The sequence below is a fragment of the Ruminococcus sp. OM04-4AA genome, assembly GCF_003462585.1.
Taxonomy (GTDB): Bacteria; Bacillota; Clostridia; order Lachnospirales; family Lachnospiraceae; genus Mediterraneibacter; species Mediterraneibacter faecis.
In genome coordinates this window covers 1-12426 of sequence record NZ_QTZH01000067.1, presented here as the reverse complement: position 1 = coordinate 12426, position 12426 = coordinate 1, and the positions used below count along the sequence as shown (strand labels likewise).

Genomic DNA, 12426 nt, shown 5'->3' with positions numbered 1-12426 from the left:
CTTGAAGTATTATATAATAATTTTATATAAGTTCTTACAGTAAATAACATGGAAGTGTTATGTGTGAGTTTTATATAACGATTTTAAGGAGATAACTAAATGAACAACACAATCAATTATTATAATCAAAACGCAGAAAGCTTCATAGCGAATACGCAGAATGCGGACATGCATCCAACGCAGGAAAGATTTCTTCGATTGCTAGATGCGAATACATCAATTCTTGATTTTGGTTGTGGTTCTGGTCGTGATGCAAAATATTTCCTAGAGAAAGGATATCAAGTGACAGCGATAGATGGATCGGCAGAGCTGTGCAGATTAGCTAGCGAATTTACAGGCATAGAGGTTAAAGATTGATATAGAAATCAAACTAAGCAGAATATATAAAGATACGAGGAAAATGAAATGAACATACAGATTTTTGGAACTAAGAAATGCAATAACACCAAGAAAGCTGAACGGTTTTTCAAAGAACGTGGAATCAAATTCCAGTTCATTGATATGAAAGAAAAAGGTATGAGTAAGGGTGAATTCAATTCAGTTGCTCAGGTGAATGGTGGATTAGAAAATATGATCAACTGGGAAGGAAAAGACAAAGATCTTCTTGCTCTCATTAAGTATATTACAGATGAAGATAAGCTTGAAAAGGTGCTTGAAAATCCGCAGGTAATAAAAACTCCGGTTGTCAGAAATGGAAAGCAATCAACATTAGGGTATCAGCCGGATGTCTGGAAAGCGTGGAAATAAGAAAAGTAAAGGATAAATTATTATGATTTATACAGTAAAGAGAATCGATGAAGATTTAGATTTTGGCTGCGAAGAACGAGCCAAAGACGCTCCGGTTATGGCAGTGGTTACACTTGTAGATTCATCTGGAGAAGAATTGAGGGTGAAAGCAGAGGATGCCCTGCTTTATAAAAACAATACCAATGAAGGAGACAAGGTTTGTTTCGATAAAAATGATCCGGATTCCGTTATTAGCCATATATAGATGGAAAGTGTGGAAATGATGATGTAAATATTTGTTGATGCAGACGCCTGTCCAGTGGTTAGCATAGTTAAAAAATGCAAAAAAGCAGTTGCAGATCTGGGGCGTATTCTTTTAGTGCATAAGCATCAAAATAGTGTTATAATCACAAAAGCGCCTGGGAAAAATGGACGCAGAAAATTATATTTATCACAAGGAGGCAACTATGATGGATTTCTATAAGAGAGCACTTGAATTAAAAGACGAGACAGTAGCAGACAGAAGATACATTCATGAGAATGCAGAGGCAGGACTTGAACTTCCGAAGACGAAAGCTTATGTGATGGATAAGTTGAAAGAGTATGGTCTGGATCCGGTTGAATGCGGAGAGGGAGTTACGGCAATGCTTGGAAATGGCGGTAAGGTTCTTCTCCTGCGTGCAGATATGGATGGACTTCCGATGCCGGAGAAAAGCGGTGAAGCATTTGCCTGTCCAACAGGAAAAACAGCACATACTTGTGGACATGATTTTCATGCGGCAATGCTTTTGAGTGCGGCAAGGATTTTGAAAGAACAGGAAAGTAAGCTGAAAGGAACAGTGAAATTCATGTTCCAGCCGGCGGAAGAGACCTTTCAGGGAAGTAAGAATATGATTGAACACGGAATCCTTGAGAATCCCAAGGTAGATGCAGCGCTTGCGTATCATGTATCTCCGGGAAAGATGCCGGTCGGACTTTTTATGTATAATGATAAAGGCACAATGATGTATTCTGTTGATGGATTTAAAATTACGGTCAAAGGGAAAGGTTCTCACGGAGCCTATCCTCATGCGGGTGTGGATCCGATCAATATTGGGGTGCACATTCATCTCGCATTACAGGAGTTGATCGCCAGAGAGACAGATCCGGCGCACGCATGTGTTCTGACAATTGGACAGTTTAAGGCCGGCGAGGCGGCAAATATCATCCCGGAGACAGCAGTTCTTCAGGGAACGATCCGTACAAACAATACGAAAGAGCGCGAACTTCTTGTTCGCCGAATGAAAGAAGTGGCAGAGAAGACCGCAGCTGTGTATAATGGCAGTGTGAAAATCGAGATGATCTCCGAAGTCCCGCCGCTGATCTGCAATCCGGCATTGACGGACGAAATGATTGGATATATGAAAGAGATGGATATTCCGGGCCTTACTCCGGTTCCGGATGTGAGTGCAAGTGCATCGGAAGATTTTGCAGTGATCGCAGAGAAAGTTCCGAGTACATTTATGTATCTCTCAGCAGGTTATACGGACGAGCGGGGAACTTATCCGGCACACAATCCGAAGGTACAGTTTAATGAAGATGTCTGCCCGATCGGTGTGGCATGTCTGGCACAGTGTGCAGTGAAATGGCTGGAGAGTCATCAGGAATAAGAAGTAAAATACAAAATCAAGAGAAGAAACAAGAATACGATTGGAGAGCGATATGAGCATATTAAATGTAGAACACCTGACACATGGATTTGGAGACCGTGCAATCTTCAATGATGTGTCATTCCGACTTTTGAAAGGAGAGCACATTGGTCTTGTCGGAGCCAACGGAGAAGGAAAATCCACCTTTATGAGTATTGTTACAGGGAAAATGTTACCGGATGAAGGGAAGGTTGAGTGGTCAAAGAATGTGCATGCAGGTTATCTGGATCAGCATGCAGTTCTTGAGAAAGGAATGACGATCCGTCAGGCTTTGAAATCCGCGTTTGATCCACTTCTTCAGAAGGAGCAGAGAATGAATGAAATCTGTGATATGCTTGGAACAGCAGATGAGGAAGAAATGAATGCGTTGATGGAAGAACTTGGTACGATCCAGGATGAACTGACACTGCATGATTCTATACGATTGATGCGAAGGTAGAAGAGGTTGCGCGTGCACTTGGATTACTTGATCTTGGATTGGACAGAGATGTGACAGACTTAAGTGGTGGACAGAGAACAAAAGTGCTTCTTGCGAAACTTCTCCTTGAGAAGCCGGATATCCTGCTTCTTGACGAGCCGACAAACTATCTGGATGAGGAGCATATTGCATGGTTGAAGCGTTATCTTCTGGACTACGAGAATGCATTTATCCTTATTTCACATGATATTCCGTTCTTAAATGAAGTCGTGAATATTATTTATCATATGGAAAATCAGGAATTGAACCGTTATGTGGGCGATTATGATCATTTCCAGGAAGTTTATGCGGTGAAGAAAGCACAGTTGGAAGCGGCTTACCGTCGTCAGCAGCAGGAAATCAGCGAGCTGAAGGATTTCGTTGCAAGAAATAAAGCTCGTGTGTCTACAAGAAATATGGCGATGTCCCGTCAGAAAAAGCTGGATAAGATGGATGTGATCGAGCTTGCGGAAGAAAGACCAAAGCCGGAATTCCATTTCAAATATGGAAGAACTCCTGGTAAGATGCTTTTTGAGACGAAGGATCTTGTGACAGGATATGATGAACCATTGTCTAAACCGTTGAATTTCTCTATGGAACGTGGACAGAAAATCGCACTTGTTGGAACAAATGGAATTGGAAAAACCACATTGCTAAAGAGTATTCTTGGATTGATTCCTTCTTTATCAGGAAGTGTTGAACTTGGTGATAACCTTGAACTTGGTTATTTTGAGCAGGAAGTAAAAGGAGAAAACCGTAATAGTTGTATTGAGGAACTGTGGCAGGAATTTCCTTCTTATACACAGTATCAGGTGCGTTCCGCGCTTGCAAAATGCGGACTTACAACGAAGCATATCGAAAGTCAGGTGCGTGTACTCAGCGGTGGAGAGCAGGCAAAGGTGCGTCTCTGTAAGTTGTTAAACAGAGATACGAATTTCCTTCTCCTTGACGAGCCGACGAATCATCTTGATGTGGATGCAAAGGACTCTCTCAAGCAGGCATTACAGGAGTACAAGGGAAGTATCCTTCTGATCTGCCACGAACCTGAATTTTATCAGGACGTGGTTGATGAAGTGTGGGATATGAGCCAGTGGACAACAAAAGTATTCTAAAAATTGCACAAATAGAGCTGCATGTGAATTATGCAATAATCACGAAAATGTTTGAAAATTTAAAAATCTCTTAAAATAATACTGAAAAAATGTTATACTACACACGTAGAGTCTGTTATAAAAAGGGCAGTACATTGTGGACAACAACAGTGTAAATAAAAAGAACAGGAGGTTTTGAAAATGCTCAGCAGAGGAGACGCAGTTGTATATAAGTGCAGAGGAGTGTACAAGGTAGAAGAAGTAGGAAAACTGGATTTTTCATTTGTGGATGGCAAGAAAGATTATTATACATTACAATCCATAGACAATCAGAGAGATAAGGCGTATGTTCCGATTGATGATGAGAAGAACATCCGTCGTCCGGTGAGTGAGCAGAAGGCGAAGGAACTGCTGGATCATCTTGCAGAGGTTGGTATACTGAATGTAAAGAATGAAAAGTACAGAGAACAGGAATACAAGGATTGTATCTCAAGCTTCTGTCCTGAAAACTGGGTCAAAGTGCTGAAGACATTGTATAGCCGAACAAAACGAAGAGGCAGCATGACAAGCATGGATAAGAAATATCAGATGCTTCTGGAACATGCGCTTTCGAGTGAAATGAATTATGTTCTTGGAATTCCGGCAGGCGAGATGACAGAACTGATCAAAAAGAGTGAATAGTTACTAGAATTTAATAGAAAGAGGTCCGAAGCTACGGAAAATCAGGATTTTTCATTCAATAGCTGTCGGGCCTGGACTTGCGAAAAAAGCATGTGCATGATATACTTCTCCTGAATCTATTATTTTAGGAGAAGTTTTTCGTTTTTTTCTAGTAGATTGTCAAGAAAGCGAACGTACCGAAAGGAGAACAACAATGAAGATGCTGTCGATTGAGCAGGAACTTAAGAGTAACTCTTATCCAGGAAGAGGAATTATTATTGGTAAAAGCCCGGATGGAAAGAAGGCTGTCACTGCCTATTTTATTATGGGACGCAGTGAGAACAGTAGAAACCGTGTGTTTGTAGAGGACGGAGAGGGAATCCGTACACAGGCATTTGATCCATCGAAGCTTACAGACCCAAGTCTGATTATTTACGCACCGGTCAGAGTATTGGGGAATAAGACGATCGTAACAAACGGAGATCAGACAGATACGATTTATGAAGGAATGGATAAGCAGCTTACTTTTGAGCAGTCTCTTCGTTCTAGAGAATTCGAGCCGGATGGTCCGAACTACACACCACGTATTTCTGGTGTGATGCATATTGAGAATGGCAATTTCAATTATGCAATGTCAATCCTGAAGAGCAATAACGGAAACCCGGACAGTTGCAACAGATATACTTTTGCATACGAGAATCCGGCAGCCGGTGAAGCTCATTTTATTCACACTTATATGCATGATGGCAACCCGCTTCCAAGTTTTGAGGGAGAACCGAAACTGGTAGCGGCAATGGACAACATGGAAGAGTTTGCAGATCTTCTGTGGAACAGCCTGAATGAGGAAAATAAAGTGTCATTATTTGTCCGTTACATTGATATTGAGACAGGTAACTATGAGACAAAGATCGTGAATAAGAACAAATAAGGAGCGTAAAGACAGATGAAAGAATTAGAATTGAAATACGGATGTAACCCGAACCAGAAACCTTCAAGAATTTACATGAACGACGACAGAGAGCTTCCAATCAAGGTGCTCAGCGGACGTCCTGGATATATTAACTTCCTGGATGCGTTTAATGGATGGCAGCTGGTATCAGAACTGAAGAAAGCGACAGGACTTCCGGCCGCAACTTCATTCAAGCATGTATCACCGGCCGGAGCAGCTGTTGGTCTTCCGCTGTCAGAGACACTGGCGAAGATTTACTGGGTAGATGATCTTGGAGAACTCTCTCCACTTGCATGTGCTTATGCAAGAGCGCGTGGCGCAGACCGTATGTCTTCTTTCGGTGACTTTATTTCTCTGTCTGACGTCTGTGACGTTGATACAGCGCGCCTGATCAAGAGAGAGGTATCTGATGGAGTGATCGCACCGGGATATGAGCCGGAGGCACTTGAACTTCTGAAACAGAAGAAAAAAGGAAATTACAATATTATTCAGATCGATCCGGATTATGTGCCTGCACCGTTAGAGCACAAGGAAGTATTCGGAATTACATTTGAGCAGGGAAGAAATGAACTGAATATCGATAAAGATTTCTTCTCAAATGTTGTGACAGATGTGAAAGAGATCCCGGATGCAGCGAAGATCGACCTTGCTATTTCCATGATTACATTGAAATATACACAGTCTAACTCTGTATGTTATGTAAAAGATGGACAGGCAATCGGAATCGGTGCCGGACAGCAGTCAAGAATCCACTGTACACGTCTTGCCGGACAGAAGGCAGATAACTGGTGGTTACGTCAGAATCCGAAGGTACTTGGACTTCAGTTCAAGGATGGAATCGGACGTGCAGACAGAGATAATGCGATCGATCTTTACATCGGAGAGGAATATATGGATGTTCTCGCAGATGGTGTCTGGGAGAATACATTTAAGGTAAAACCGGAAGTATTTACAAGAGAAGAGAAGAGAGCATGGCTGGACCAGCTGACAGGTGTTGCGCTTGGTTCTGATGCATTCTTCCCATTCGGTGATAATATTGAGCGTGCACATAAGAGTGGTGTAACTTATATTGCACAGCCAGGTGGATCTGTGCGTGATGATAATGTAATTGCTACATGTAACAAATACGGCATGGCAATGGCATTTACAGGAATCCGTCTGTTCCATCATTAGAAACTTAAGATAAGATGATAAAAGAACCGGGACTTTTGGTGAAGAACCGGCGGTATAGAAAGGCTGAAATATTATGGTGATAGAGACAAGAAGCCCGGAAGAGACATTTGCAGTCGGTAAAAGTCTTGGTGAAAAAGCATTCCCAGGTCAGGTGTTAACCCTGACCGGGGATCTTGGAGTTGGGAAAACGGTCTTTACTCAGGGACTCGCAGAAGGACTTGGGATTGAAGAACCGGTGAATAGTCCGACATTTACCATCGTTCAGGTTTATGAAGAAGGGCGTCTGCCCTTCTATCATTTTGATGTCTACAGAATCGGTGACATTGAAGAGATGGACGAGGTGGGATATGAAGAATACGTGATGGGAGAAGGTGTCTCACTGATCGAGTGGGCGAATCTGATAGAAGAGATTCTTCCGGAACGTCGGACAAATATTCTGATCGAGAAGGATCTGACACAGGGATTTGATTATCGTCGGATCACAATCGAGGAACAATAACGATAAAAAATTAGAAGAATGGAACAAAGAGAAGGCTGTTGATACAGAGAACATTTTTACAGCAGCTGACAGAGGAAGGAAGCAAGACCATGAGAGTATTGGCGATAGACAGCTCAGGACTGACAGCAACGGTTGCAGTCGTTGAGGATGAACAGACAATTGCGGAGTATACCGTGAATTATAAGAAGACACATTCGCAGACACTTCTGCCGATGATTGATGAGGTAAAGAAGATGATCGATCTGGATCTGTCCAGCATTGATGCCATTGCTGTGTCAGGAGGACCGGGCTCTTTTACCGGGCTTAGAATCGGATCTGCTACTGCGAAAGGACTGGGACTTGCTCTTGGAAAACCTCTGATCCATGTTCCGACAGTGGATGCACTGGCCTATAATGTTTATGGATGTGGCGACTTGATCTGCCCGATCATGGATGCCAGAAGAAAACAGGTTTATACAGGATTGTATTCATTTTCACATGAAGTGAAAGATGGAACACATCTGACAGAGGCTGCATTTCATGTGGAAGAACAGCAGATGGCGATTGCAGTAGAAGAGTTGATCGGTAAGCTGAATGCGTATAAACGTCCGGTTGTATTTTTGGGAGACGGAGTACCGGTGTATCGTCAGATGCTTGAAGAGGGACTTGAAGTCCCGTATTCATTTGCCCCATCATACATGAACCGTCAGAGAGCAGCTGTAGTAGGAGCACTTGGTATTGCGTATTATTATGCAGGAAAATATGAGACAGCAGAGGCGCATAAGCCGGATTATCTGCGTGTGTCTCAGGCAGAGCGCGAACGTGCTCAGCGTGAAAAGGAAGCAAAGACAGAAGTGCGTGAGATGACGATTGAAGACGGTGCTGTAGTTGCTGAGATTGAGCACCAGTCATTTTCTGATGCCTGGAGCGAGAAGGCGATTCTAGAGACGCTGGAACAGAACAATAGTGTCTGCTTTGTTGCGGAAAAAGCAGGGAAAAGAGTAGGATATCTGCTTGGCTATACTGCAGTTGATGAAGTGGAGATTGCAAGAATCGCAGTGATTGATGAGATGAAACGTCAGGGGGTTGGTCATGCATTAATGCTAGCTTTGAAGGCGTGGAGTAAAGAACATCAGATTGCAAAGGTTCTGCTGGATGTAAGAGAAAGTAATCAGGCAGCAGGAGCATTTTATGCGAGAGAAGGATTCGTAAACGATGGAGTCCGCAAAGCATTCTATCAGGATCCGAAGGAAGATGCAGTACTGATGAGTCTGGAAATAGATAAATAACCAGCAGTTTCCAGTGGAAATTGCAAAAACTGTTTTGTATAATTGAGGCGTAACAAAGGAAGAAAACAGGAATATTCCGTTTTTGTAAATTACAATGATGAGTAACAACATAATTGCTGCTCACAGGAGGAAAACGTATGCGCCAGTATCAGTTGAAAGAAACAAAAGAAATTACGAAAATTATTTGTAACCGGTGTGGAAAAGAAACAAAAGTTGTGAGTGGGATTCCGAAAAGAGAGATGCTTCATGTAGAGCATACCTGGGGCTATTTTTCTGGAAAAGATGGAGAAAGCTGCAGTTTTGATCTGTGCGAGGAGTGTTTTGATGAAATTACAAAGGGGTTCCTCATTCCAACCGAATGTAAAGATGAATGAAAGAGTCTGGTTTGCAGTTTCGGGCAAACCGTAATGGACCAGAAGATAGAGGAATATTATGTTAGATGTATGTTTGCTCGGAAGTGGTGGGATGATGCCGCTTCCTTATCGTTTCCTTACTTCCTTAATGACAAGGTTTAACGGAAGCAGTCTGATGATTGACTGCGGAGAAGGAACACAGGTAGCTGTAAAAGAGAAGGGCTGGAGTTTTAAACCAATCGATGTGATCTGTTTTACTCATTATCATGGGGATCATATCAGTGGACTTCCGGGTCTTCTACTTACAATGGGAAATGCAGACCGTAGGGAACCGTTGACACTGATCGGACCGAAAGGTCTTGAAAGGGTTGTCAGCTGCCTGCGCGTAATTGCGCCGGAACTGCCATTTCCAATCATTTATCAGGAGATTCAGGGAGCGGAGCAGACATTTGAGTTAAATGGATACCGGTTGAAAGCATTTCGTGTGAACCATAATGTACTTTGCTATGGTTATACGATTGAAATTGACCGCGCCGGTAAGTTTGATGTGGAGCGTGCCCGTGCAAATGAGATTCCGCAGAAATACTGGAGTCGCTTACAGAACGGAGAAACTGTAGAAAGTGAAATGGGAATTTTGACACCGGATATGGTGCTCGGTCCACAGAGAAAAGGAATTAAGCTGACTTATACAACAGATACAAGGCCGACAGATTCGATTCGTGAGAATGCGAAAGATTCTGATCTTTTCATCTGTGAAGGCATGTATGGAGAGAAAGAGAAAGCAGCGAAGGCAGTAGAGTATAAGCATATGACATTTTATGAAGCGGCGGAACTGGCGAAAGAAGCGAATGTTGGCGAGATGTGGCTGACACATTATAGTCCGTCACTTACAAAGCCGGAACATTATATGAATGATGTGAAAAAGATATTCCCTCAGGCGAAAGCTGGAAAGGATGGAATGTCTGTTGATCTGATGTTTGAAGATTGAGAGGGATAGAAAATGAGTGAAAGCAAAGAGATTAATATACTGGCGATCGAAAGTTCCTGTGATGAGACAGCGGCAGCAGTAGTACGAAACGGGCGAGAAGTGCGCTCAAATATCATTTCTTCTCAGATTGATCTGCACAAATTATACGGTGGTGTTGTGCCGGAAATTGCATCAAGAAAGCATATTGAGAAGATTAATCAGGTGATTGAAGAGGCGCTTAGTGAAGCAGGGACAACATTAGATGAGATTGACGCAATCGGTGTAACTTATGGACCGGGGCTTGTAGGAGCCCTGCTTGTTGGCGTGGCTGAAGCAAAAGCAATCGCATGGGCGAAAGATATTCCACTGGTTGGAGTGCATCATATTGAGGGGCACATTTCTGCAAATTATATCGAACATCCGGATCTTGAGCCACCGTTTGTGTGTCTTGTTGCATCCGGCGGACATACGCATCTTGTATGTGTGAAGGAATATGGAAAATACGAGATCCTTGGAAGAACCAGAGATGATGCGGCGGGTGAAGCTTATGATAAAGTGGCTCGTGCAATCGGACTCGGTTATCCGGGCGGTCCAAAGATTGACCGTATTGCCAAAGAGGGGAATCCGGATGCAATCCAGTTCCCAAAGGCAAAGGTAAATGATGCAGAGTATGATTTTAGTTTCAGTGGACTGAAATCAGCGGTATTGAATTATATTAATGGCTGTAAGATGAAAGGTGAGACATTTGATCCTGCAGATCTTGCAGCATCTTTCCAGAAGGCAGTAGTAGAAGTTCTTGTGGGAAATTCAATGCGTGCAGCAGAAAAACTCGGCATGAAGAAATTTGCGATCGCGGGAGGAGTTGCGTCTAATTCAGCGCTTCGTGAAGCGATGGAAGAAGCTTGTGAGAAACGTGGAATGAAATTCTACCGTCCGTCACCGATTTACTGTACAGATAATGCGGCAATGATCGGAGCGGCGGCTTATTATGAATACCTTGCCGGAACTCGTTCGGGATGGGATTTGAATGCTGTGCCGAACCTGAAATTGGGTGAACGTTAAGATAGTTGATTTACGTGTCAGTTATTTGAATAACAAAGAGATATGAACAGGATTTTGTGATGAGTTGTGAATAACTTTGCAAAATCCTGTATTTAATGTGAATAACAGGAGAGAAAAATGGAGAAGAAATATTGTACAGCAGTTGTTCTTGCTGGCGGAAGTGGAAAAAGAATGGGGACAAAAGTTCATAAACAGTACTTGATGCTGAAAGGCTATCCTGTACTTTATTATTCTCTGAAAGCATTTCAGGATTCCTCATGGATTGATGAAATTGTTCTTGTCAGCGGTACAGGTGAAGAAGAATATTGTCAAAAAGAAATCGTAGAAAAATACGGTTTTTCTAAAGTGCATAAAATTGTAGCCGGAGGTGCAGAACGTTATAATTCTGTCTGGAATGGTCTGCAGCAGATCAAAGAAAAAGACGGGTTCGTATATATTCATGACGGGGCAAGACCGTTTGTGGATGATGCTATGATTGAGCGCGCCTATTCTTGCGTGGAAGAAACGAGTGCATGTGTTGCCGGCATGCCTGTAAAGGATACAATCAAAGTCGTGGACGAAAAGAATTATGTGAAAGGCACACCGGAGCGAAAAACACTCTGGCTTGTTCAGACACCACAGGTTTTTAATATCCAGTTGATCAAAGAAGCTTATCAGAAATTAATCAACGAGAAAATCGAAAATGTGACAGATGATGCGATGGTAGTCGAGCAGATGATGGGACATACTGTTAAATTATATCCCGGAGCATATGAAAATATAAAAATCACAACACCGGAAGATCTTCTTGTGGCGGAAGCGTTTCTGTAGGAATATACAAGGGAACTGTCTTATGTTTATTCCTTAATTTCAAAAAATGTAAAAACAGGTCAAGGAAACTTGCTTAAAAGCATGACTGAGAATCGAGATACTTAAGAACAAATCAAGAAAAGAGGGGGATTTTCCGATGTTGTAAAGTGTGGAAAAAGCCCCAAAAATCAAGGAAAACAAAGAAAATTAAAAAAATGTGAAAAAAATGAAAAAAAGGTGTTGACATTTAGGTCTACCTTATGATAAGATTATCAGCGTCGCAAGTGAAACGACAACAACTTAATAAGAATTGCTAATCGGCAATGATTAGGTATTATGGAGAGGTATCGAAGTGGTCATAACGAGGCGGTCTTGAAAACCGTTTGTCCGAAAGGGCGCGTGGGTTCGAATCCCACCCTCTCCGTTTTTTATGGAGAAGTACCCAAGCTGGCCGAAGGGGCTCCCCTGGAAAGGGAGTAGGTCGTTAGTAGCGGCGCGAGGGTTCAAATCCCTCCTTCTCCGTTTGTTTTATGAAAACTCATAAAACTTTTTGAAAAAAAGTTCTTGACAAACAAAAACAGCTATGTTAATATAAACAAGCTGTCGCTTGAAAAGAACGACACAAACAAAGAACTTTGATAACTGAACAATAGACAACAACAACCCTTGAAAATTTCTTTAAGAGAAGATTTTTAAGAACGGTTTTTAAACAAACCAAAACAACAGTAAAAAGGGAAGAATTAG

At 42.3% G+C, this 12426-nt stretch carries 13 protein-coding genes, 2 tRNA genes and 1 pseudogene; all 16 read left to right on the top strand.

What is annotated here, in order from left to right; translation table 11 throughout:
- Positions 1–99 precede the first annotated feature (99 nt).
- The 16 genes and pseudogenes from DXB52_RS13680 (at position 100) to DXB52_RS13605 (ending at position 12204) form a co-directional block, all read left to right on the top strand.
- Positions 100–357, top strand: coding sequence for a class I SAM-dependent methyltransferase (locus DXB52_RS13680; RefSeq protein ID WP_117579943.1), 258 nt, complete (start codon positions 100–102; stop codon positions 355–357).
- A 48-nt stretch (positions 358–405) separates the two neighbouring features.
- A complete protein-coding gene (locus tag DXB52_RS13675) occupies positions 406–747 on the top strand; it encodes an arsenate reductase family protein (protein WP_117542554.1) in 342 nt (113 codons plus the stop codon).
- Positions 748–769: 22 nt separating this feature from the next.
- Positions 770–991, top strand: a complete 222-nt coding sequence (locus tag DXB52_RS13670) for a hypothetical protein (RefSeq protein ID WP_117861421.1) — start codon at positions 770–772, stop codon at positions 989–991.
- A 202-nt stretch (positions 992–1193) separates the two neighbouring features.
- Positions 1194–2375: a M20 family metallopeptidase gene (locus DXB52_RS13665; RefSeq protein WP_330581003.1), complete on the top strand. Its 1182-nt coding sequence runs from the start codon at positions 1194–1196 to the stop codon at positions 2373–2375.
- 52 nt (positions 2376–2427) lie between these two features.
- Positions 2428–3983, top strand: a pseudogene (locus DXB52_RS13660) (ABC-F family ATP-binding cassette domain-containing protein).
- Between the two features lie 180 nt (positions 3984–4163).
- Positions 4164–4643: a CarD family transcriptional regulator gene (locus DXB52_RS13655; RefSeq protein WP_117579953.1), complete on the top strand. Its 480-nt coding sequence runs from the start codon at positions 4164–4166 to the stop codon at positions 4641–4643.
- 193 nt (positions 4644–4836) lie between these two features.
- Positions 4837–5550 (top strand): IMP cyclohydrolase, encoded by a 714-nt coding sequence (locus DXB52_RS13650; RefSeq protein ID WP_118107777.1) that lies wholly within the window; start codon positions 4837–4839, stop codon positions 5548–5550.
- Positions 5551–5565: 15 nt separating this feature from the next.
- Positions 5566–6744 carry a phosphoribosylaminoimidazolecarboxamide formyltransferase gene (locus DXB52_RS13645; RefSeq protein ID WP_055166697.1) on the top strand — a complete coding sequence of 393 codons (1179 nt, stop codon included), beginning with the start codon at positions 5566–5568 and terminating at the stop codon, positions 6742–6744.
- Between the two features lie 73 nt (positions 6745–6817).
- Complete coding sequence (gene tsaE / locus DXB52_RS13640) at positions 6818–7243, top strand: tRNA (adenosine(37)-N6)-threonylcarbamoyltransferase complex ATPase subunit type 1 TsaE (protein ID WP_117962057.1); 426 nt, start codon at positions 6818–6820, stop codon at positions 7241–7243.
- Between the two features lie 38 nt (positions 7244–7281).
- On the top strand, positions 7282–8511 hold the full coding sequence (tsaB, locus tag DXB52_RS13635; RefSeq protein ID WP_330646636.1) for a tRNA (adenosine(37)-N6)-threonylcarbamoyltransferase complex dimerization subunit type 1 TsaB: 1230 nt from the start codon (positions 7282–7284) through the stop codon (positions 8509–8511).
- Between the two features lie 137 nt (positions 8512–8648).
- Positions 8649–8885, top strand: a complete 237-nt coding sequence (locus DXB52_RS13630) for a hypothetical protein (protein WP_015529908.1) — start codon at positions 8649–8651, stop codon at positions 8883–8885.
- 58 nt (positions 8886–8943) lie between these two features.
- Positions 8944–9852: a ribonuclease Z gene (locus DXB52_RS13625; RefSeq protein ID WP_118107775.1), complete on the top strand. Its 909-nt coding sequence runs from the start codon at positions 8944–8946 to the stop codon at positions 9850–9852.
- 12 nt (positions 9853–9864) lie between these two features.
- Complete coding sequence (tsaD, locus tag DXB52_RS13620; RefSeq protein ID WP_015529910.1) at positions 9865–10893, top strand: tRNA (adenosine(37)-N6)-threonylcarbamoyltransferase complex transferase subunit TsaD; 1029 nt, start codon at positions 9865–9867, stop codon at positions 10891–10893.
- Positions 10894–11010: 117 nt separating this feature from the next.
- The gene (gene ispD, locus DXB52_RS13615) at positions 11011–11703 is read left to right on the top strand and encodes a 2-C-methyl-D-erythritol 4-phosphate cytidylyltransferase (protein WP_118107773.1); all 693 of its coding nucleotides are present in this window, start codon (positions 11011–11013) and stop codon (positions 11701–11703) included.
- A gap of 317 nt (positions 11704–12020) precedes the next feature.
- A tRNA-Ser gene (locus DXB52_RS13610) sits at positions 12021–12106 on the top strand.
- Between the two features lie 8 nt (positions 12107–12114).
- Positions 12115–12204, top strand: a tRNA-Ser gene (locus DXB52_RS13605).
- Positions 12205–12426: the final 222 nt, after the last annotated feature.